Annotated in this window: 19 protein-coding genes; 5 read left to right on the forward strand and 14 right to left on the reverse strand. The window is 38.3% G+C overall.

What is annotated here, in order from left to right:
- Positions 1-9: 9 nt before the first annotated feature.
- From ACFRAK_RS16545 to ACFRAK_RS16570, 6 genes are all read right to left on the reverse strand, one after another.
- Positions 10-159, reverse strand: coding sequence for a hypothetical protein (locus ACFRAK_RS16545; protein WP_387706758.1), 150 nt, complete (start codon positions 157-159; stop codon positions 10-12).
- Positions 156-1295, reverse strand: coding sequence for a Ger(x)C family spore germination protein (locus tag ACFRAK_RS16550; protein ID WP_387594878.1), 1140 nt, complete (start codon positions 1293-1295; stop codon positions 156-158). Before ACFRAK_RS16550 ends, ACFRAK_RS16545 begins: the two co-directional genes overlap by 4 nt.
- On the reverse strand, positions 1295-2800 hold the full coding sequence (locus ACFRAK_RS16555; protein WP_387706756.1) for a spore germination protein: 1506 nt from the start codon (positions 2798-2800) through the stop codon (positions 1295-1297). The genes ACFRAK_RS16550 and ACFRAK_RS16555 overlap by 1 nt, the downstream gene beginning before the upstream one ends.
- Positions 2772-3875: an endospore germination permease gene (locus ACFRAK_RS16560; protein ID WP_387594873.1), complete on the reverse strand. Its 1104-nt coding sequence runs from the start codon at positions 3873-3875 to the stop codon at positions 2772-2774. The genes ACFRAK_RS16555 and ACFRAK_RS16560 overlap by 29 nt, the downstream gene beginning before the upstream one ends.
- 532 nt (positions 3876-4407) lie before the next feature.
- Positions 4408-5964, reverse strand: coding sequence for a BCCT family transporter (locus ACFRAK_RS16565; RefSeq protein ID WP_387594870.1), 1557 nt, complete (start codon positions 5962-5964; stop codon positions 4408-4410).
- A 141-nt stretch (positions 5965-6105) separates the two neighbouring features.
- A complete protein-coding gene (locus ACFRAK_RS16570) occupies positions 6106-7140 on the reverse strand; it encodes an aromatic ring-hydroxylating oxygenase subunit alpha (RefSeq protein ID WP_387594867.1) in 1035 nt (344 codons plus the stop codon).
- 295 nt (positions 7141-7435) lie between these two features.
- Here ACFRAK_RS16570 and ACFRAK_RS16575 point away from each other — a divergent pair, with 295 nt between their 5' ends.
- Entirely contained in the window at positions 7436-8866 is a 1431-nt protein-coding gene (locus ACFRAK_RS16575) for a sigma-54 interaction domain-containing protein (RefSeq protein ID WP_387594865.1), read from the forward strand.
- A 516-nt stretch (positions 8867-9382) separates the two neighbouring features.
- Here the strand turns inward: ACFRAK_RS16575 and ACFRAK_RS16580 are convergent.
- The gene (locus ACFRAK_RS16580; RefSeq protein ID WP_387594862.1) at positions 9383-10132 is read right to left on the reverse strand and encodes a TerC family protein; all 750 of its coding nucleotides are present in this window, start codon (positions 10130-10132) and stop codon (positions 9383-9385) included.
- 447 nt (positions 10133-10579) lie between these two features.
- Here ACFRAK_RS16580 and ACFRAK_RS16585 point away from each other — a divergent pair, with 447 nt between their 5' ends.
- Positions 10580-10759, forward strand: coding sequence for an H-type small acid-soluble spore protein (locus ACFRAK_RS16585; RefSeq protein ID WP_260287249.1), 180 nt, complete (start codon positions 10580-10582; stop codon positions 10757-10759).
- Between the two features lie 48 nt (positions 10760-10807).
- On the opposite strand, the gene ACFRAK_RS16590 is transcribed toward ACFRAK_RS16585, so the two are convergent.
- Positions 10808-11578: a GH25 family lysozyme gene (locus ACFRAK_RS16590; protein WP_387594859.1), complete on the reverse strand. Its 771-nt coding sequence runs from the start codon at positions 11576-11578 to the stop codon at positions 10808-10810.
- Between the two features lie 443 nt (positions 11579-12021).
- On the opposite strand from ACFRAK_RS16590, the gene abc-f reads away from it, so the two are divergent.
- Entirely contained in the window at positions 12022-13659 is a 1638-nt protein-coding gene (abc-f, locus tag ACFRAK_RS16595; RefSeq protein WP_394572095.1) for a ribosomal protection-like ABC-F family protein, read from the forward strand.
- Between the two features lie 433 nt (positions 13660-14092).
- Positions 14093-14926: a DUF2935 domain-containing protein gene (locus ACFRAK_RS16600; protein WP_387594854.1), complete on the forward strand. Its 834-nt coding sequence runs from the start codon at positions 14093-14095 to the stop codon at positions 14924-14926.
- 340 nt (positions 14927-15266) lie between these two features.
- Here ACFRAK_RS16600 and ACFRAK_RS16605 read toward each other — a convergent pair whose 3' ends face one another.
- Complete coding sequence (locus tag ACFRAK_RS16605; RefSeq protein WP_342615424.1) at positions 15267-15617, reverse strand: hypothetical protein; 351 nt, start codon at positions 15615-15617, stop codon at positions 15267-15269.
- A 327-nt stretch (positions 15618-15944) separates the two neighbouring features.
- On the opposite strand from ACFRAK_RS16605, the gene ACFRAK_RS16610 reads away from it, so the two are divergent.
- Entirely contained in the window at positions 15945-16412 is a 468-nt protein-coding gene (locus ACFRAK_RS16610) for a DUF2306 domain-containing protein (RefSeq protein ID WP_260287254.1), read from the forward strand.
- 384 nt (positions 16413-16796) lie between these two features.
- Here the strand turns inward: ACFRAK_RS16610 and ACFRAK_RS16615 are convergent, their stop codons facing one another.
- The 5 genes from ACFRAK_RS16615 to ACFRAK_RS16635 form a co-directional block, all read right to left on the reverse strand.
- On the reverse strand, positions 16797-18377 hold the full coding sequence (locus ACFRAK_RS16615) for a hydantoinase/oxoprolinase N-terminal domain-containing protein (protein ID WP_387594848.1): 1581 nt from the start codon (positions 18375-18377) through the stop codon (positions 16797-16799).
- Positions 18377-19471: an S-methyl thiohydantoin desulfurase family protein gene (locus ACFRAK_RS16620; protein ID WP_394572096.1), complete on the reverse strand. Its 1095-nt coding sequence runs from the start codon at positions 19469-19471 to the stop codon at positions 18377-18379. Before ACFRAK_RS16620 ends, ACFRAK_RS16615 begins: the two co-directional genes overlap by 1 nt.
- Before the next feature lie 25 nt (positions 19472-19496).
- Positions 19497-20816: a purine-cytosine permease family protein gene (locus ACFRAK_RS16625; protein WP_394572097.1), complete on the reverse strand. Its 1320-nt coding sequence runs from the start codon at positions 20814-20816 to the stop codon at positions 19497-19499.
- Positions 20817-20952: 136 nt separating this feature from the next.
- Positions 20953-21678, reverse strand: coding sequence for an aspartate/glutamate racemase family protein (locus ACFRAK_RS16630; RefSeq protein ID WP_394572098.1), 726 nt, complete (start codon positions 21676-21678; stop codon positions 20953-20955).
- Between the two features lie 123 nt (positions 21679-21801).
- Positions 21802-22398 (reverse strand): TetR/AcrR family transcriptional regulator, encoded by a 597-nt coding sequence (locus ACFRAK_RS16635; protein WP_387707614.1) that lies wholly within the window; start codon positions 22396-22398, stop codon positions 21802-21804.
- Positions 22399-22524: the final 126 nt, after the last annotated feature.

Here is a 22524-nt window from a genome sequence, read left to right on the forward strand (position 1 = left end):
GAGTTTCCTTTAATCGTTATGTAAGTCAAAATAAATCCTTACATAGTTAGTTGTTGGATATACATTTACAGTAGCTGCCATATCATAATCATTGGAAACGGATTTGAAGAAAGATTCTGTCATGGCAGCCAACGATTCACTAATGAAGGAAGGAATCAATTCATGTACTCATATTTATAATCGCCTGTTATTTTAATCGTTACATCCACCTGAATATTACGGATGGATTCTTCATTAAGACTAAAACCCTCTTTGGAAACTTCTTTCCATTTTTTCAAATCCTTTCTGTAGATAACTCCTTCTAAATTATAAATGTCTATATTTTTTTTTAGAGCATATTTGTAAGTATCCCTAATTTCTTTCTCCAATGCCCGTTGTATTTTTTCTTTAAGGTGGGGAAAGGAGATGTTTTCTTCCATATCCATTACGGCACCTTTTACTTCAATTGAAATATCAAATTCGACTTCATCATTTACATAGATTGGCTTTATATTGAATTTGGGCCTCATTAGCGATAATTGAATATTCTTGTTGTTGTTGAGTTTTATTCTAATTGGGGACCTTACCGTTGATTTTGTCAACCACCTCATCCCCCCAAGATGTTTATTTTCTATCTCCCCCATCAGTTTATTATTTTTAATAAGGTAGGCCCCTGATAATTTTACGGTATTCTGGGATTTTTCTTTTGCTTTCCACACCTCATTTTTTAACGAAATCTTCGGTAGTTTTATTGTCATTCCTGTTTCATAATTTTGCGTGTAAAATCTTTGGATCCGTATGGGTTCGACAAAGGATCTTAATTTATAAATATCATCCGGATTGAAAATGCTTGTTTGCACTGAAGAGCCGAATAGACTATTGACAAAAAGGATCTTTTCTAAGGAATCATCGGTACCATATAACCAAGCTGTTTCCCTAATTTGCTGAAATCTTAAAATGGGATCGTTTACGTTGACCAATCCATGTTTTAGTAAGCTTTCAGAGAAAATGATCAATTTAACATGAGCCCAATAAATATACTGGTTTGACCTTTTATAAATGTCATTCATGGCCTCGTTCATTGTTTCCCCTCGCCCTCTGGCGACCCAAACAGTTGTTGGTTTTGGTTCCAAGCCTTCTTGTTTAGCAACACCGGCAAAAGACGTCACTTGCACATAAATGACATACTGACCATTTTGATAATCTATTCCCATTGCACTTATATATTGAATATCTTGAATATCCTTGGTATCCCAGCAGCCACTTAAAAGAGCGAGGCTCAATACAAATAGTATAATTCTAAGGATCACTTTCATTAGCGATTTCCTTTTGTATTGTCCTTGGTATTCAGCGTCTCGGCTCGTTTCTTTTTAAAGAGATATGGTTTCACAAAGACACCGCCCCCTAGATCTTTCCAGGATATTGGTGAAATAGGCGCTAAGTAGGGTAAACCATAAACCTGCAGCCTTGATAAATAAAGGACAATAGAGAAAACACCGAGAAAAAATCCGAATAAGCCTAAAATAGAAGAGAGAAATAATACATAAAACCTGGCCATGCTTACAATTCCACCTAATGATTGATTGATTAATGTATAGGTGGCTACCGCAGTAGTTCCTGCAACCACCAACATCGTCGGGGATGTAATCCCGCCTCTAATTGCCGCATCACCAATGATTAATCCACCCACAACAGCCAGTGATTGACCGATTGCTTTTGGGAGTGTGACCCCTGCCTCCCGAAACAGCTCAAATAAACCCAAAATCAAGAAAGCCTCTTGTTGAGGTGATATAGGCAATCCAAATCTAGATACGGTTATCGTCGCCAAAAATGAGAAGGGGAGCTGGTCTAATTGAAATGATACTAATGCTATATAAAAACCTGGCAGAAATATTGATACTACCAGTCCGATAATGCGAAAGAAATATTCGAAATTTGTATAGTAAGAAGGAGTATGACGATCTTCCGCGGCTTTTAACAAGAGTGTAATATTACCTGGCCCAATTAAGGCAGTTGGTGACCCATCCACTAAAATGACAAAGCGCCCATTGTTTAAACTGGCTACAGCATAATCCGGCCTCCCTGTATAATCAAAAAACGGGATCAGGTTGAACTTACTGCCTGATAAAAATTCTTCAAGTTCAGCAGTTCCCAACAAGATATCTGTGTTTATTGAGGAGATTTTCCTTTTTACTTTTTCAATGGTTTCTGGATTTACAACATCCTTCACATATAATAAATTGATTTTTGTCTTGCTCCTATTCCCAATCGTAAATGCTTGATTTTCGAGTGATGCAGTTTTATATCTTTTTCTGATCAACCCTAAATTAACAGAGATATCTTCGATGAATCCATCACGTGGACCTCGGATGGAAGTTTCACTACTTGTTTCCTCGGGGCTTCGATTCGGGATGCTTGGTAGGGAAAACATAAATAATAATTCCAATTCTTCAAATAGCATCAGGACCATCCCGGAAAATACGTTTTCCTCCACATTTTCTTTTAAAGTGGAGGAAGGGAAAACCCTAGTAACTTTATATTCTTCTTGCGGATCCTCTATACCCTCTTCTTCCTTCAGTTTAGAATTTATGAATGCACTATCAAGCCGCGCTACTGATTCCCACAATTTTTTGACATCGACCAACACCTCTGAATAAATCAAAGTGCAATTAAGGGGCGGATCTGTTTTCCCTTCAGATGTAATGGTATGCTTTTTGAATTTTACATCCGAGCTCATTCCGAGTAATTCAATGAAATATTCCGTCTTCAGTTGGATCTCCGAAGAACTCCCCTTATTTGCCTTGTTCAATAGAGGCTTCATTCTTTTTCACCCTTTCTTTTACAAAAATGACCATGTTAATGAAAAAAGTTATTACCAAAATGCTAATCACACTCAATTTAAAATAATATCTTTCCGTAAAATCCCTGTATGCTGGAATGTCGATTGGTATACAAAGCGCAATGATTAAGGAGACTGTTATAGCAAGCAATACAATATTTTTTATTTTCTTTGATTTAATTTGAAACAGTTCCCCCATTAAGAATATCGATAACGATACACGGATAAATGCACCAGAAAGCCATTGGTATATTGATAAAAAATCCAGCCGGTTCAAATACTTACCCATGGTTAGTAACCGCCATTGAGCGTATGCAGGATTGCTGATTTTTGCAGCTTGTACCGGACCAAACTCTGTAATGGAGCCTATTATGGGTCCCATACAGATAAACAAAAGAAATAAACTTAAAAAAAGTAAACTCCTGAACTTTATTTCTGTCTTTATAAACTGTTGAATCAAAACGAGTAGAAATATCTCTGTAAAACCTCCACCTAGTATTACGACCCCGTCCCAAACAGGTGTAATCCCATTTTCAAAAATAGGAAAAAGCAAGGAGTAATCCTTAAACTGTATATTCGCCGTCATTATCATAAATCCAAGTGACACAACAAGGGGTAAAATCAGTCCCCCGGCAATCGCTATTGTTTTAATTCCAGCCTCGGCAGCAATAAAACATAGGATGATGAAAGGTATAAATAATATATATTCTGGCGTTTGAATCATATAAGTACTGTTTACCCAGGAAAATGTGCTAAATAAAGTGACAAACAAGTTTAATAAAATATAGAAGAAAAGAAGGATTTTTATGGACCAGGCGGCGAGCGGGTGACTGTGAGTATGAAGCCAGCCAATGATATGCTGTTGCTTTGTTTTATTTATGATCCTATAAACCATGGGAAGCCATATTAGAAAAAGCATCCCGGCGATTAAATTACTGATCCATGAATCTCTTCCGGATGCTCCAAGCAATGAAGGCAAAACGATAACATGGTTCATCAATCCAGTGGATAGAATCAGCACCATTGTCGCTTGAAAAGTTGATATACTTTTTATCATGTGACACATCCCCTCTCTTTTAATATGAGGAGGCATTTTTGTTTTTATTCATATGGTGCATCATTTCTTTAATCAACAGATAGGTATTTGAACGTCCTCTACCGTCAATAAGCTCCGCTGGATCAATTGCCATTTATCATCGACTTTGCGGTAAATAATTCAGTGATATTTTTTGTTTACAAATCAATTAGGCTTTAACGATTTTCCCGGTGCATTCAGAAGAATGTCCCAACCTTCAAACCATTATTCAATTTCATATGCCGCTTTCAATAAAGATCCTATTAGCTATATCCAGTACACTTAGTGATGCACTGCAATACCATCAGGCATGAGTGTGAACGGATTCGCACAGAGCCCATTATGCCTTGTACCTGGTACACCGCCCTATCTATGATATTCTCATTCATTATTTAAGGTCTTTTACACAAATCGGAAAAATATTGTACGATTTAATCGTACGCCAAACAGGCACCAGCTGTTTTTTAGCTGGTGCCTGCTGGCGTTTATTCCCTTCCCAGTTTGAATGATACTTTTAAGATGTTAGTTTTGTAGGTTCTTCATTGATCGTTTTTTCTATTCGGCTGCTTCTTGCCTGATCCTCTTTTATCCATTTAATGAGCGATATCGATGCCATCGCCATTATTAAGATGAGTGGAACGGAAGTAATGACCACTACTGATTGAAGAGCATGCAGTCCTCCACCGAACATCATGGAAAACGCTACGAGCTCTATGACCAATGCCCAAAATATTTTATGCCATCCGGCTGGTTCTTGATCTAATGACAACTTTTTTGATGCAGCGCTTGCTAATGTGAATGATGAAGAGTCCAGTGTTGCAGAAAGAAAAATAAGGGTGATAATCATAATCGCAAACAAGGCTATACTGCCACCGGGAAGCCCCTGGTAAATGGCAGCGATGGCTGCTTCCCCACCTTTATTCTCTAAAATGTCAATGACAGGAACAAGTTTATTAAGTTCAAAGTAAAGACCTGTATTACCCATGATGGAAAACGCCGCCCAACACCCTACTGTTCCTCCAATACATTCAGCAAAAATGACTTGTCTTATCGTTCTTCCTTTCGAGATCTTTGCTACAAATATGCCCATATAAGGAGCACAAGCAAACCACCAGGCCCAGTAAAATATCGTCCAAGCTTCCGGAAAGCCAGAATTGGCAACAGAGTCGGTGTAGAAGCTCATACGAAAGAAGTTCTGTAACAAAACCCCAACGCTATCCGTAAATCTGGATATTATAAACAAAGTTGGACCAGCTAAAAGAACGAATGCAGAAAGTGCCAAAAAAAGGTACGTATTGATGTTTGCTAATCTTTTCAGACCCTTTTTCAGACCAAAATACGTGCTAACACAGAATATCAATGTCAAGGCTACTATTAGCGTCATATCTAGCATAAAGCTTCGAGGTATATGAAATAATTCAGAAATTCCTTCAGAAATCATCGGAAGTCCCAAGCCTAAAGCCGCCCCTATTCCTCCAACCAACCCAACCATGAAAAAAACGTCAATCGCTTTACCTAACCAGCTATTTGCTCCCTTTTTGAGAACGCCTTCACATGCTGAACTCAATTTCACACTCGGATTTTTCCTCACATATAAGTTATAGGCAATCGGCAAAGCAGGTAGACAATATAATACCCATGCGCTAAAGCCCCAATGAAATAATCCATACGTAGATGCCCAATCTGCCGCGGCAGCAGTTTTTGGTTCGGCCCCAAATGGCGGAGCAGTGTAATAATACGCCCATTCAATCGCGCTCCAGTATGTGATACTTGCACCAATTCCCGCCGTAAATAACATAGCTAACCAACTGAATGTCGAAAATTCCGGCTTGGTATCAGGCGCACCAAATTTTATCTTTCCATATTTACTGAATGCCAGCCAAATCAAGAAACCTAAAGCCGCCACCACAGCCCATAAATATAATGAACTCAAACTCTCGGCAATTAAATGATGAAGATCTCCGAGAATTGCAGTCCCTTGTTCAGGATTTAATAGGACAGGAATTGATAAAGCGGCAAGAATAGCTAGAGCCGGCCAAAAGATTGCTTTATCAACATTTGATCGTTTCATAATAAAAGAACCCCTCTTTCATGTTTGATACTATGAAAACTTTCACTTTCAGCTCCAGCTTTTATATTATTCACCTAACGGTTAATCAACGTATAAAACACTTTCATTTTATCAAACCATAGGTCATTTTTAGATTACAGACTAGCTTTGCATCGCCTTTGTGACTAATTGATGAAAATGTTTCAAACCGTGCTCGGTAGGAGAATATACTCCTCTTCCACAAGCCCTGGAATGTAATCCACTTTGTAATAACTCAACTAATTCGAAGTCTTCTTCCCGCACTTGATCGACAAATTTAATTAAATCTTCCTCGTCTTCAGTCAAGTTTTCATCAGCAAAATAATAACGGTAAATTGCCAATGAACTTTTTTCGTCAACAGGGATGATATGGCTCGTCGTCATATTTCCAGTACCTGGGTATATACTGATCATGGTGTTCGGCCAAACCCAGTAAAAACGTGCACCGGGACCTTCTTCTTCATCACTAGCTGTTGTACATTGATAGGAAAAATTATCACAAGGAGTAATATTATATTTAGTTAAATCGAAGGCCTTCGAGAAGCTAGGATGTGCAATTTGACAATGATCACATTCCAAATAATTGTCAATGATTGATTTCCAGTTAGCTTGAACAATTCGACGGTTTTCCCTGACCTTTTTTAAGGAACTAAGAAATGTATATTCATTTATGTTATTTAAAAAAGATTGATAATCTGTTTCGAAGGCTGGTGCATCCTGATTTAGATTTACAAATATCATCGACTGATGGACTTCTAAACGAATGGGAGTCATGCAGCTAGGTTTTTCGATATCACTTGTTTTGAAATTTGGAGTCCTGTTCACCTTACCATCTAAATGGAATGTCCATCCATGATAAATACACTGGAGAATTTTTTTATTGCCCTGATCTGTACGCTCGACTATCGCACCACGGTGAGGGCAAATATTATAAAAAGCATGCAACTCGTCGTCCTTGCCCCGTGTTACGATTATCGGCTCCCCGACCAAATCAAATGTAAAGAAGTCTCCAACCTTCTCTACCTGGCTTGTATGACCAATCATGATCCAATTTTTATAGAAAATATTTTCCCTTTCCTCCTTCATGACTTCAGGATCCACATACTTCTTATAAGGTAGTGTATAGTCCAGCCCTTTCATTTCTTCTTTTGTCGACATAATGGCAGTTCCTCCTTTTATTATCCATAAAAATAAAGACTTGCCCTGAATAAGGATACAGGTATTCCTTTTAAACCTCCTCTGCCGATTGGCTTCATATTTCCTTATTTCTGCAGCATGCTTTACTTAACACTTATGCAAGGATAATGCCATTTCGACCGCCCCCTATTATTACCGATATTTTACTATTCCCCCCTTCTTTAATGTATAAATATGATTTATAATTGACTCAATTTAACCACAATTGACTCATCCCAGTTATTATAGACTCATTTGAGATGAAGGGAGCAAACTCATGCAAAACTTAATGAGTAATGAAGGTAAAATTGAAATGAGTACGGAGATATTGAAAAAAATTTTAGATCATTCACCTAATGAGATATATGTTCTTAACAAAGATGCCTGCATAATTTATGCAAATAAAGCGTATGAAAGGCATTATGGAAAACAGTTAAGCGAAATAATCGGAAAACATAATAATGAAATTTTCTCCAAAGGATATTGGAAACCGAGTATTTTACCCTTTGTTTTGAAAGAAAAGAAATCGGTTACAATCAAGCAAGTTTCATATATTGGAAAGGAAATGATCACAACAGCTATTCCTTTACTCAACGATGAGCAGGAAATTGAACTTATTATTACAACAGCACAAGAACCAAACTATAAAGGGTTATACATTCCGGACGAACACGAACCAGAAAAACTAAGTGAAAAGAATTCTTTAAAAGAAAGCGTAATTACGAACAACGAACAGATGAACAATGTAATGGAGGTCTGCGATAAGATTTCTATGGTTGATGCGACCATTTTGATTCAAGGGGAGTCTGGTACAGGGAAAGGCGTGTTGGCTAAATACATTCATGATAGAGGACTACGAAAGAACTCGCCTTTCTTATCAATTAACTGTGCTACCATACCGGAGCAATTAATAGAATCAGAACTTTTCGGATACACCGATGGTTCTTTTACTGGGGCAAGCAAAGGCGGAAAAAAGGGTCTACTTGAAATGGCAAACGGCGGTACCGTATTTTTGGATGAAATAGGGGAAATCCCGATTAATATTCAGGCTAAGCTTTTACAGGTTATTCAAGACCTTGAATTTCTTCCTGTCGGGGGCAGAGAACTAAAGAAAGTGGATATTCGTATTATTTCTGCTACCAATCGAGACTTATTTGAGATGGTGCAGAAAAAAAGATTTAGAGAAGATTTATATTATCGGCTTAATGTAGTTCATTTACAATTACCGCCATTAAGGGAAAGAAAAGAAGATATCATTCCGCTATCTTATTATTTTCTTTCAGTATTCAATAAAAAGTATCAAGTTAATCGGATTATATCGAAGGAAGTACTCGATATTTTTTATGAATATCCGTGGGCCGGAAATATAAGACAATTAGAAAATTTAATAGAAAGCTTGGTTGTAACGAGTGATGCTATCATTCAAGTATCTGATTTACCGAGAATGCTTCAACAAAAAATTGCTCAAGAAACACCAAGTCAAAAAACACCACATAGTCCAAACAGCACCGTCCAGAACAGAACAAGTCAAATGCTACAAGATTATTCATTGGATAAAGCGTTAGAAGAACTTGAAAAAAACCTTATTGTCACCTCATATACAAAATTCAGGAGTACAAGGAAGGTCGCTCATCAATTATCCATTAGCCAATCAAAAGCATCACGGTTAGTGCGGAAATACTGTAAAGATTTAGACCTTTATAATTGATTCATTAAAAAATAGCCAATCAAAACTGGTCATCGGGTTGGATATAAAAACGATGCTATGTCCTTTCTTACTTTTCGGCAGTGCTGCATCTGGTCTTTTTTGGACGTTGCCCATAAATCTTCTAGCATCCTCATCATCGGTGCACAGTATACGGATTTTAGCAATGGATAAATAAATCAAGATATTTGTTTCATACATGATTTACAAACAAGATTTGTAAAACAATAATAAAAGAGATCGCTTATTGTGGTCTCCTTCAGTTTGTAGGCAAAGGGGTTCTTAAAGTTAATTCAAAATTGATTGGAACAGATGTGCCTGACTCCTGCTTAGAAGCGAGTCCAGAGTTGGACCCGCAGGCGCAAAGGAGCCTTGGAGGCTCCCGGACCGCCGCGGAAAGCAAGTGCATGGAGGCAAAAAGACCGAAATTGGAATTCTGTCTTAAAATCCTATTTAGCAAACATAAGGTTTACAAAAATGAACACGAAGGTATTTCAACTCGTTTTTATTCGGATAACATTAGTCGTTTTGCTTATCATTTTTCACTGTTTTCCCAGATAAAAACCATCCGCCTAGAGCAATAAGAAGCATGACTGACCAAAAGATGATATTCCAAATCGGTCCTTCAACAAAATCGTGTGGGATAATGTGCACGGCTGGATGCGCAAGGGTATGCATTAATAACTTAACCCCTACCCAACCAACGATTAACATGGCTGCTGTTTCGAGGCTAGGTCGCTCCGTCAGTACCTTAACAAAGTATCCTGCTGCAAACCGGATGACAATTAAACCCGCAATCGCCCCTACTAAAATAACAATGAACTTGGCCCCATCCATACCTCCTATATCACCCATTGGTGTATCTGGCAAGGCAATTACAAGGGCGACTGCAGCTAAAATGGAATCGATAGCAAAAGCAATATCAGCCAAAGCAATTTGCGCAACGGTCATACGGTAGCTCTTCCCTTTTCCCTCTTTCTCCCCGTGGTCCTTTTTTAGTAAATGTTTTAATGAGATGAAAATCAAATATGCAGCCCCAATTGCTTGAACTTGCCAGACATGGAAAAGGTACGAAATAATAAAGATTGCACCAATCCTAAATATAAAAGCCAAAAGCAGCCCAATATTAATCGCTTTTTTTTGCTGTTCTTTTGGTAAATGCTTTGACATAATGGCTAAAACCAATGCATTATCGGCAGATAATAAGCCTTCTAAAAAAATTAGAATAATTAACACCCAGCCATATTCCAATAATAACGAAAATTCCATGATACCCCCCTAAAAGCATTTATAAGAATGCGTATGGACTTCAAACCAAGCAATGTTTTCTCCTCAAATATTGTCCCATCTTATTTACTTCCTTATTCAACCCTTCCGTTCCATTAACTCAATTTTGAATAGGTGGCGACTCCCCTATTGAAAGCAGGCAGCCGTTAGCTCTATAATCTTAGTCTTTGCCCCTTGATATAATCTGGAATTCCAGTCTGGTTTTTTTCAAATTCATCACCTTAAGATTCTTTTTACAATCCTATCCATTCCGGCAGATAAACTTATTGTTAAGATTAAGAATCCTCACCTTTCATAACAAACATAATTAAAAAGCGTTAAACATCATCGTGCTTAAATGATTAGTTACAACATTAATCCCTGAATAAACGAATAAAATTAAGCCTCTCCCCAAATAATAGGTAGACTAATCAGCAGGGAGGGATATATGTGGATGTTAAGCGTGTAAAACAGATACTTTCTTCTTCATCCGACATTGAGGTGAGATATAATGGCACCTCAGTATGGATTGATAATTTAAATGAAGATGGAAGAACGGCTACAGTACATTTGAGAGGACCATTAGAGGAAAGATCAGAAGTAGCAATTGACGAACTTAATGAAATATAGGGAATATATTTAAAAATAAGCTCCTCTCGTCATGAGAAGAGCCTTTACTTATTTCAACCTTAATTTTTGACCGATACAAATTTTGTCGGGGTCTTTAATTCCGTTAAGACTAACAAGAGATTTTACCGTTGTATTATGTTTTTTTGCAATGAAGCTAAGTGTGTCGCCTTTTGTTACTGTATAAGTTGTGGTTGTTTCGGCTTCCCATGCACGGATGTTGTGTGTCCTAAAAGTATTTATTGTATTTGTAAAATCCCTATAGGCTATATTCAAGTCCACCTTTGTACTGATGCCGCTTATTTTACCCGAATCAGAATGCTGCCAAATATCTGCGCTACGTCCCAACGTGCTGTTGTATCTCGCAATCCACAAAGCGTAATTCGTCAACCTTGATTCATCTAAACTATTTTCAAGAAAATATTTACCGGTATACAGCATAGCCATGTATCCAGCTTCTTCAATAGCTTCTAAGAAAGCTATTGCTGCATCGGTCAGCGTTTTTTTCTTTGCCTTTTTTTTATTTTCCTCAAGATCCAGTACAACAGGGTAATTTAAAGCAAAAGATCTGATTGAATCTAAAAAATAAGCTGCCTCAGCCTTTGCTTCTGCAACAGTTGCAAACTTTGCATAGTGATATGCCCCGACTTTCAATCCCGCTGCCAATGCTTGTGGTGCGTTTTCTTTGAAATAAGATAACTTAGAATAACTCGTTCCCTCTGTTGCTTTAATAAACACGAACTTCACGTCTGCCTTTGCAACTTCCTCCCAACGGATGGCACCTTGCCAATGTGAAACATCGATTCCCTTTATATATTCCATATTAATGTCCTCCTTACGGAACAACCCTATGGCGGTAAATGTTTATTGAATTTAACTAAGCCCTTATAAACACAGGAAAAATGCCGTCCTATTGCCCACCTTATAATAAGGTATTTGATGGAGTTAAACCAATAATTAATCTTTTGGGAATGAAAGGAAAAAAATAGCTGTTTCCTTTTGTTTTCAAAGATGAATTTATGCTATACTGATTTTATTAATATCAGAAGGGATGATGGGTGGCCGATGATTAACTAATCTTATTTTTTTAAATTTGAAATCGCATATTTCAAATCAAACGAAATAGGATTAGTCTGCCCATTTTCTATAAATTACAGAGCTATACTCAAAATAGCTCTTATTTGACAATGCACAGGTACGGCTAATCCTTCCATATGAATTGGGAGGATTTTTTTATCCTCCCATTAAGGAGAGGGATGAATTATATGAAAGAATTATTAAAATTAACCAATATTAGCTATGAAGTAATGGACGTAAACATTTTTGAAAATATACATGCAAGTGTACAACAAGGGGAAATCATCGGTATCATTGGCAAAAATGGTGCCGGTAAGTCTACGTTGTTGCAATTAATTAACAATGATTTAGAGCCTGTACGCGGACAAATCCAATGGCTGCAGCAAGACTTGAAAGTTTTTATGGTTGAACAAGAAGTCGTATCGCATCCTTCCGAAGATAAGACCCCTTCCGAAGTTAAATTACTTGATAAAATGCATGTACCAGGCCATGAATTCCAACAATTAAGCGGGGGAGAAAAACTGAAAGCCCGACTTGCAAAAGGACTTTCTAAAGATGCAGACCTTTTACTATTAGATGAACCGACGAACCACCTTGATGAAGACAGTATAGAATTCCTTAAGGAACAAATAAAAAATTATAGAGGTACCATTATTTTTGTTTCGCACGATCGTTATTTTTTGGATGCTGTTGCAACGAAAATTTGGTCGATTGAAGATAAAAAGCTAATTGAACACAGAGGGAATTATTCTAGTTATATGGAAGTTCGCAAACAGAAAAGACTTACACAACAACGTGAATATGAAAAACAGCAAAAAATGGTTGAACGGATTGAGGGACAAATGAATGAAATCACTTCTTGGTCGAAAAAAGCCCATTCCCAATCGACGAAAAAAGAAGGAGTTAAGGAATACTATCGCGTAAAAGCAAAACGAATGGATGCACAGGTAAAATCTAAACAAAAGCGTCTTGAAAAAGAGCTTGAAAAAGCAAAAGCTGAACCTGTTGAATCCGAATATACTGTACGCTTTTCAATTAAAGCAAAAAACAAGTCGGGAAAACGGTTTTTGGAAGTCCAGAATTTAACTAAGTCTTTTAACGAGCGCACGCTATTTAAAAACGTCAATTTCACGATACAGCATGGGGAGAAGGTTGCCATAATAGGTCCCAATGGCAGCGGAAAGACGACATTATTAAAAATAATTCTTGGACGGGAAAATTTTGCGGGCAATGTTTGGATTTCGCCATCTGCAAAAATTGGCTATTTGACGCAAGAGGTGTTTGATTTACCACTTGAACTAACACCCTCCCAGCTATTTCATAAAGAAACTTTCGAGTCGAGAGGGATTGTTCAAACTTTAATGAAGCATTTAGGCTTCACGGCATCTCAATGGACAGAACCCATTAAGAACATGAGTATGGGTGAGCGAGTAAAATGTAAGTTAATGGAATATATCCTAGAAGAAAAAGATGTGCTTATTTTGGATGAACCGACAAATCACCTGGACTTATCTTCAAGGGAACAACTTGAAGATACCTTAGCACAGTATACTGGAACGCTAATCGTCGTTTCGCATGATCGATATTTTCTCGAAAAAATCACAAGCAGCAAACTTATCATTTCAAATAATCACATACAAAAGCAATTGTATGAATCATCCTCAAAAAGAGATGATTTGGAAGAACTACGATTAACACTTGAAACAGAAAGACAAGAAGTTTTGGGAAAGCTTAGCTTTATGACTCCAAACGATAAAGCCTACACTGAACTCGATAAGAAGTTTAATGAGCTTACGAAAAAAATAAATGAACTTAGGGACAAATGACTAATCCATTGTAGCCTAATGTAACTGCTGGATTAAAATGCGAGAACCCTTAGATAAAGTCTAAGGGTTTTTTATACAGTATGGTTGCCGAGTTTTTTTAGAAAGTCCACGGTATACGATTCCCCCTTTGAATCTCCATTGTTACATGCTTTTGGTGCCATCCTATATTCAATATCCATTTTCCCTTCTTGCTAAAATGCAGAATCACATATACCCGCTTGTTTTTCTTCAAGAACATGGATGGATCATGGTACTCCCCTTCAAGAGATTCCATAAGAACTCATCATAAAAAACGCCATCAAGCACCAATTGGTTTGAGGTGCTAAAGGGATATTAGTAATTTTATTTATATTCAAATTGAGCAGCATACTAATGTCCCTTTGTTAATAAGATTTAATGATGGTTTTGTTTTAAAAGGGGGGGGGCTTTAGTTATGAATGAGGACATGCAGGAAGCTATGAGGAATAAATCGGGAATGTTTGTTGCCCGCTCTTTGGATGAGATTCGTTTTTGGTCAAGAATTATGAAGGAACACTCGTTATTTTTAAGACTAGGTTTTAGATGTGAAGATTCGCAGTTAATTGAGGAGGCTAATCAGTTTTATCATTTATTTGAACGGATAGAACAACAATCCCATACATTAACAAATCAAGCTGACCCTGAACAGATCAGGATATTTAACTCGGAAGTGCAACAAGCTGCTACAGGAATATTTTTATTCAAAAGGAAGGTATTGGGGCTGATACTCACCTGTAAATTGCCTGGTGCAAACAATTTCCCACTTTTAGTCGACCATACAAGCAGGGAAGCCAATTATTTCAGAAAACGATTAAAAGAATTAAATGAGGGTAAACTGAAACCACTTGCAGATGCCATCATCAAAGAAAATGTTTTCTTTTTAAGGATCATGGCGGATCATGCAAAATTCATCGGACATCTCCTTGATCCGTCGGAAAGAAAGCTGGTGGATATGGCGCGTAATTTTAGCAATGATTTTGATCAATTAGTCTTTCAAGCTGTTGACTTAGAGTCCATGAAACCGCAATCTCTAACCGCTCCTCTTTTGGATCAATTTCTAGATCAGAACCGTGTTTCCGTCGTATCACTTCGAGACTTTAAGAAAACCGCCAGAGATTTAATCGAAGAATGCAAAATCAAGAGCATTATCCATCCTTTATTGGCGGATCACGTTTTCCGTGAAGCTGAACATTTCCTTGAAATCATCGATATGTTTGAATCCCACCTTACAGGTGAAACATACAATTAATTGAGTATGAAGGATATAGAAAAATAACTGGTCATAAAAGGCTCTTTTCGTATAGATTGTTGTTTTAAAAACTAAACGATTTAAGGTTGATTGGAGCGAAAGTGCGAGACTCCTGCGTGAGTAGCGGGACAGGTGAGACCCCAAAGGCGTTTACGCCGAGGAGGCAAACCGCCCGCCCCGCGGAAAGCGAGCATCTGGAGGGGAAATCAACCACAGCGCTTTACTTTGTAAATAGCAACAAAGTATGCAAAAACAGCCTTATAAAATTGCTTTCATGGATTAATATATTCAAATAAATAATGCCCCTCTCGATTAGAGAAGGGCTTTTATATGTAAAAAGTTAAGAAAGGGAGTTCACCAATGTTTTAAGTTTCTCTTTATCAGAAACATGAATCCATGGTAAATCCAGATTATCATCGTCTATACCAGGCTGGATAACGCGGCTATATAATAGGTCACAAATACAATCATTTAATAACTGGATATCCTGGTCTGATATTTTCCGGTTATATGTTACATTAGCGGTTCCTGTTTGTTTATTCATCCCCCCTATCAAGCCTCTTTGTTTTAATGAACTTCTGATCACTTCTCTAATAGCCTCTAGACTAGTCAACGGAAATACATCAAGGTGCTTAACAATCATTCTAAAAATATCATCTTTAGATAAGTCCTGTTCAATATGTTGTCGCAATTATTCCACCCCCATTGGTCAAAACATTCTTCAAATGAAACGTAAAATCCTCCTTTCTCCTTAAAAAGGACTACGCTTACTGCCTTTTTAAGGGGCACTGCACTTTCAACTCATAAAAACAGATTGACTGACGGCTTTCTGCAGCGTATACAGCGCCTGAAGAATTTTCGCAAAGGATGTTCCATTGTATGGAAACTCATCTTCCCTAACTATATTGATTTTGTTTTTTGCAAATTAACAATCATGTTTTTGGTAAATATTTGTATTATAATAAAATAAGTATTTAATCTGTTACATTATGATAATGATTATTTAACGAAGGGAAAGATGCTTATCTTTAAGATCATCCTATTCATTCATATTTTCGCTGGAGCAATATGTCTTATTAGTGGAATAGGTGCTATGTCTTCAAAGAAAAAAAGAGGTATGCATACAATTTGTGGTGAAATTTATCACAGTGCATATGTTGTACTCTTTGTCACATCCCTGACAATGGCAATATTGAATTGGGAAAGCAGCGCATATTTATTTTTCATTGGGATATTTTCATATTCTTTCGCTTTTATAGGCTATCTTGCTGCTAAGAAGAAATGGAAAAACTGGATTGCATCTCATATTAGCGGGATGCTCGGTTCCTATATCGCTATTTGTACTGCAATTCTTGTAGTGAATGTACCCAATATAACTATCTTGAATGAATGGAACCCATTAATTTTTTGGTTTCTTCCAAGCATTATAGGTTCACCGCTGATACTTTTGGTTGGGAAGAAGTATAAAAAATCCAATTCTATCTAAATACAGTCCAAAAAGCTCCTACAAATTCATTTAACAAACCCCAACATAAAAAAAGCCCCTCGATCAAGAGAGGGGCTTTTAACAATGGAGGAGTACCACTTAGGGGGTAGTACAATAATATAATTATCGCCAAACGAATACATTTATATTCATTGTTATTCGGCAAACAAGTTAGTGTATAAGCTTATTTATCTGTGTAAGCAAATATCTACTATTTCAGAGATGCCAACCATGGTTTGTTGTTGGTAATTTGTAATCTAATCTCAATACCAAGTACAATAATTTGTCAACTCCACTATTCATAGCGCCCGCTTTTTCCACTTACTAGAAAAGACAAAGCTTCTTCTGCACAATAGTTAGCTAATTTACAGCCCTCTGCCTCGCCTACACCAGTTCATTCAATTCAGACTGGGCTAAATCACCAGCTGCTTTCACACGGATACGGGTTGCATTCCCAGGCATATATGCTAAAGGTACATCTTCTATGTCGACAATAACAAGCGTTTCGGGATCGGCTCCGGCGCTGATCGCTTCTGACATCGCTATTTCCTTTGCCTGTTCCAATGCTGTTTCCCTTCCAATTTCAGCTAGTGCATATACTTTTTCAATCTGCCCGCTAACCTGGGAGATAGCCGATCCAATGGCATTTGCTACACCTGAATGTAATGGGCGTATGACTTCAGATGCACCTGTTAATTCCTCAGGTAAAAGGATGCTTCCACCTCCAACGAGAATGACAGGAACTGGTGCAGCACTTGTTTTCATCTTATCAATGGCTTCTTCGACCAGGTTGACCATATTTAAATAGACTCTATTTAATAATTCCTTATCAAGGTGGGCCACTTTTGAAGCATCACCAAGTTTCACCTTTCCAAGTGCCACAGCAACATCAGTTGTCGTTAAAGTATCACCTCCGAAAATCAAGGCTTTTTCTGGCAGTCGGTAACCGACACTGTCCGGTCCAATTGTGAACTCTCCATTATCTCCTATGCGGATTATTGTCCCTCCGCCAAGTCCAATCGAAATTAAATCAGGCATCCGGAAGTTTGTTCTGGCTCCTCCAATCTCTACTGCCAAAGAAGATTCCCTTGGAAACGATTGTACCAGAACACCAATATCCGTTGTTGTCCCCCCAACATCAACAACGATTGCATCTGTTAACTCACTCAAATAGGATGCTCCCCTTAATGAGTTAGTCGGACCGCAAGCAACAGTGAAGATTGGGTATTTAACCGCATATTCAATTGACATTAATGTCCCATCGTTTTGGCAAAAGAATACTTTTGCCTCAATTCCTTCGTTCTTCAGGGCATTGATGAATCCGTCAGCAGTTGTTTTAGCGACATTTACGACAGCAGCATTAAGAATCGTCGCATTTTCCCTTTCCAGTAAACCGACTGAACCAATTTCTGAAGATAAAGATATTGAAATTTCTTCTCCCAGCACTTCTTTGAAAATTTCACTTGCTCTTAGTTCATGTGATTGCGATACAGGTGAGAAGACAGAAGTAATCGCGATCGAATCCACTTTCCCGTTGATTTCCTCGGCAATTTGATACAAACGAGCTTCATCTAATTCAACAATCTCCCGGCCATCATATTCATGCCCGCCGCGGATTAGGTATACGTATTTTCCGAGTACTGCGCAGAGGTCTTCAGGTACGCCGATCAGCGGTTTAACCGCTAAAGTAGCCGGTGCACCAATACGGATTGCTGCGATTTTGTTTAATCTCTTTCGTTCAACGATAGCATTTGTACAATGGGTCGTACCCAGCATTGCATACTTAATTTGCTCCCGCGGAACCTTTGCATCATCGATTATTTTTCTCATTGCTGTATAGATGCCAATGGAAACATCTTCCGTTGTATGCGATTTTGTTTCCGAAATGACCTGATTATATTGATCTAAAAGCACGGCATCTGTATGGGTTCCCCCGACATCAATTCCTATTCGATAAACACCCATTATGCTATCCCTCCTTTTTTCACTAGTTCTTCAACAGGTACATAACCTACTTCATAGCCAAAGTATCTTGGGCCTACAGCTTCAATTCCCTTTTCCGTTCGCCACTTAGGATGGCATGGCATTCCGATCACCACGCATCTTGCTCCATAACGGATCCCTTCAGTAGTGATTGGCAAGCCTGTTTCTGCATCAAGCACGGCAATCAAATCTGGAGTGACACAAAGCAAGCGTTTCTCTGTCTGTGCAATTAAATGTTCATTTTGGAATCGCACCTCGAGTTTTTCTCCCTTATACTCATTGATTCCCTCGAATGTTGCCACACCTCTAGCAAATCCCGCCTCTGTCTTGCGGTTGATATCACTCACTTTTCCACGGAACAATTCAAACCCGTCCGCCTTATTCAACACTTCTTTTATTGGATCAACATTGTTTTGCTTTGCAAGCCTTATTGTCTTACCGATTTGTTCCTCTAAACTTAGTATATTTCTAATTCCGCTTTCCTTTATATTCTTTCCTGTCATTGGATAGATGGCTGTCATGGTGGAACCGCCCATTTCAATCGTTGCTGCACGGGCAATCCTTTCTGTCCAGACATTGTTTATGGTTGAGAGCAGTGACGTATTGCCTTTCTCATCCGCAAGGACCATCGGCGTGGCTGCAATTCCATCCAAATAAAAAGTGACCATCTGCAATTCCGGGAATGCTCTTCCCATTCCATCAACATCCACTACAGGCAAGCCAAGCTTGGCAGCAAGTGCAAGTGGCACCATCGAATTCACTCCGCCTGCTTCAATCGGCATCGTTGCAAAAATCTTTTTTCCTAAATAAGCTTCGAGGTTTTTGAAAGCGGCTGTTGCTTCTTCACCACTTGGAGCTTTTTCCAACATTACCGTCGGCGCTCCCATCATCGCGGAAGGTGCTACTAATGCGTCATCAGGAACTTCATCCACATCCAACAATGTGATTTCCCCATATTCTTCAATTGCCTGTAAAGCCATTAGTTTACCAATGTAAGGATCTCCTCCTCCGCCCGTTCCGAGTAAAGCCGCACCTACTGCAATATCTTCAATTTCCTGTTTACCTAATCTCCTCATTCTCAAAACCCCCGATTTTCAAAAATTATGATGCGATATGATCCCTATTCTCTTTTTTTCCTTTGATGGATTTAATAAATAACACACCTGCGTAATAGATAATGCCGCTTATTAGAAGGGAATTGATAGATGGTATGCCAACTGTAATGAAATAGCCGCTTGCAAATCCTGCTGCCCAGGCAACTAGTGTAATTGGATTCAATTTTTCAGGCTCAGATGGCAATGTTCCTTTCTCCCTGCTTTCATCAAGGGCTTTTCGATACGTTCTAAGCACGAAGTAATCAACCACCATAATTCCGGCTATTGGAGGTATCATGATTCCAAGTAAAACAAGGAAGTCTACAAATCTATCGAGAATGCCCATAATGGAAAGCAAAGTGCCGATAGCACCAATTACAAGTGTAACGAGTCCTCGATTCATCTTGACCTTAAAAACCGAATCGAAAATATTAGTAAAGCCAAGAGAAGAGGAATATAAATTCTCGTTATTAATTTTCACTGTGGAAAAAACGACAACTGCAGCGCCAAGCCAGCCAGACGTTTGTAGCATGATGCTGACAACATCGCTCGTTTTTGCTGCATGGGCCATTAACACAGCGATCATTCCTACACCAAGTTCACCCACAAGTGTACCAATGGTAGTCATCCAAAAAACATCCTTACCGTTTCGGGCAAACCGACTGAAGTCAGGTGTGATTACAGCACCTATAATGAATCCTCCAGCAACCATTGTTGCACCCACGCCCAGAGAAAGACTCTCTCCCGGAGGCGGCGTTCCCATTAAACTGAAAATGGAATGATCACTAAGAACTTGATAGATGCCAATCCCTACCACCAATAGAAAAGCAGGAACGGTAATCTTGGCAGTCATGCTTAATAGCTTAAATCCAAATATAACCAGTACAGTAACGCCTAATCCGGTAATGGCAGCTGCAATTGGGAGGGTCAATTTACCGTTGGTGGCTTCAACCAATCCATTAGCAAAAACAGTGTTCTGTACTCCAAACCAGCCAATTGTACAAAAAGCGATGACTGCGCCAATGATACTTGAACCATACCTGCCGAATCCTGTCCAACGCGACAATAGACTGGTTGAAAGGCCTTCACGTGCACCGGCATAACCGATTAGAAAACTTATAACTTGTAAAATGACACTTCCAAACATCATGGCCCAAAACGCCTGCCAAAAAGTCATTCCGTATCCTAATGCCGCACCTAGCATAAATTGAGAAAGTGTAACTAGAGCACCGACTCTGACAATCATGATATCCCACATTGGCAATCTCGCATTTTGTGGAACTCTCGATAGAGAGTAATCGTCACCCAACTTTGTATGATCTTCCATAAATTCACCCCCTATGAATTACTCCTTAGCTTTATCGATCAACTTGGAGATTTCCCTGCCTTTTTAAATTTAATATCCAGAATATTCCGTTAATTCACTTTGCCAGAGTCGTTGGTTTTATTTTTCTTAAAAAAGTTTATGAATTTTTTACTCTCTGTTTAGAAGGTGGAGTCATGTAGGTCAAGCGGCTTTGTTTAACCCCCATAGCAATTAAAATTTCAAGCATCTTTGTTGCTGCAAATGCGGGATCAATAACCGGAACATCATAACCTCTTTGCGCTAATCGTTCCTGAAGCTCCGCTGCAACACCCATAAAGCCTGTACACCCTAACACTAAAGCATGGGCATTGTCATGTTCAATCGCCTTTATCATTTCTTCAAACAACGCACATTTTAACTTTTCCTTATCTTGAACTTCCAGAACAGGAATATTTACATATCGAATGGAAGCGACATTCCCATCCACACCTAGGGTCTTACTTATGTTCTCAATCATGGGCACAACATTAGGCAGCACCGTTACAATCGAAAAGGATTTTGCTAATGAGCTCGCAACAAGCATGGAAGACTCACACGGCCCAACAACGGGAATATCCAATATTTCTCTTGCAGGCTTCACACCTGGATCTCCAAAACAATCACTAATTACACCCTCATACCCCTCTTCTTCAGCCTGCTTTGCTTTTTCCAGGAAATTAGGTATACATAGTGCTTCATCATATTCGCTTTCAATTGATTCAGGTCCATAATCAAGGTTGCAAACTCCTACTTCAGTGTTTTCAGAAACATAAGATTTAATCTCTCTTCTAATTTCTTCATTAAAAATATCCGATATAACCGGCATGATCACTTTAATTTTCATTGGGATACACTCCTTTGTTTTTAATAGACCCTCTAACCATTTTTATTTTTTTGTCATGATTTCATTATTTATATCACCCCCTTTTAGCAACTAATCCATTTCTGCAATAGACCTTTTTATTATTCACTTTTGGACATATTTTCTCTCTATATCACTAAACATGGAGCTGATGAATCGATCTGCAATATGAACTTGTTCCATTAAATCTTGTCCCTCATACAAGTTTATACCCCAGAACAATCCATTCCCGAGTAAAACATATTGCTTAATGATTTGGTCCACTTCGTCGGCGGAAATGCCCGGATACCTATGCCTCAAAAGTTCCTCAAGTGAACTCGCCATCCAGTCATTAAAATGCAACAAATACTTTTGTAAATATAGTTTGATTTCCGGAATGGGTGACGTCACCAACGATATATACGCCATGGTCCCTCGCTCATCATCTTTGTGATACTTGACGATTCCATGAAGCATTTCACTAAAAATCTGATCAACTGATCGTGAACTTGTTTTAGCTAAAATCCGTTTCATTTCGGCTAAATGGTTATCAAGTAATTGTTGAAAAGCGGCAATAAATAATTCCTCTTTGTTTTTATAAAAAAAATAAATGGATGCTGGTTTTATTCCCACTTCATCCGCAATTTTCTTCATGGTAGCTCCTTGATATCCATGTAGTGAATAATGCAAAAGGGCTGCATCTATCAATTCTTGCTTTTTCAATTCATCCCCACCTAACGTTTATTAGGTAAATTATATAGCGTATTTTTCTGAAAAACAATAATTTTCTGAAAAAATAATCCGCGATAATAATTATTCTTGTGATAACAGTAGTTGCACCGAGATTAA

It is taken from the genome of Peribacillus sp. NPDC056705, assembly GCF_043656335.1.

Excerpts from the sequence above, each read along its gene's own strand:
- ACFRAK_RS16550 (WP_387594878.1), bottom strand. The coding sequence starts at position 1,295 with ATGAAAGTGATCCTTAGAATTATACTATTTGTATTGAGCCTCGCTCTT.
- ACFRAK_RS16555 (WP_387706756.1), bottom strand. The coding sequence starts at position 2,800 with ATGAAGCCTCTATTGAACAAGGCAAATAAGGGGAGTTCTTCGGAGATC.
- ACFRAK_RS16560 (WP_387594873.1), bottom strand. The coding sequence starts at position 3,875 with ATGATAAAAAGTATATCAACTTTTCAAGCGACAATGGTGCTGATTCTA.
- ACFRAK_RS16565 (WP_387594870.1), bottom strand. The coding sequence starts at position 5,964 with ATGAAACGATCAAATGTTGATAAAGCAATCTTTTGGCCGGCTCTAGCT.
- ACFRAK_RS16570 (WP_387594867.1), bottom strand. The coding sequence starts at position 7,140 with ATGTCGACAAAAGAAGAAATGAAAGGGCTGGACTATACACTACCTTAT.
- ACFRAK_RS16575 (WP_387594865.1), top strand. The coding sequence starts at position 7,436 with ATGCAAAACTTAATGAGTAATGAAGGTAAAATTGAAATGAGTACGGAG.
- ACFRAK_RS16580 (WP_387594862.1), bottom strand. The coding sequence starts at position 10,132 with ATGGAATTTTCGTTATTATTGGAATATGGCTGGGTGTTAATTATTCTA.
- ACFRAK_RS16590 (WP_387594859.1), bottom strand. The coding sequence starts at position 11,578 with ATGGAATATATAAAGGGAATCGATGTTTCACATTGGCAAGGTGCCATC.
- abc-f (WP_394572095.1), top strand. The coding sequence starts at position 12,022 with ATGAAAGAATTATTAAAATTAACCAATATTAGCTATGAAGTAATGGAC.
- ACFRAK_RS16600 (WP_387594854.1), top strand. The coding sequence starts at position 14,093 with ATGAATGAGGACATGCAGGAAGCTATGAGGAATAAATCGGGAATGTTT.
- ACFRAK_RS16610 (WP_260287254.1), top strand. The coding sequence starts at position 15,945 with ATGCTTATCTTTAAGATCATCCTATTCATTCATATTTTCGCTGGAGCA.
- ACFRAK_RS16615 (WP_387594848.1), bottom strand. The coding sequence starts at position 18,377 with ATGGGTGTTTATCGAATAGGAATTGATGTCGGGGGAACCCATACAGAT.
- ACFRAK_RS16620 (WP_394572096.1), bottom strand. The coding sequence starts at position 19,471 with ATGAGGAGATTAGGTAAACAGGAAATTGAAGATATTGCAGTAGGTGCG.
- ACFRAK_RS16625 (WP_394572097.1), bottom strand. The coding sequence starts at position 20,816 with ATGGAAGATCATACAAAGTTGGGTGACGATTACTCTCTATCGAGAGTT.
- ACFRAK_RS16630 (WP_394572098.1), bottom strand. The coding sequence starts at position 21,678 with ATGAAAATTAAAGTGATCATGCCGGTTATATCGGATATTTTTAATGAA.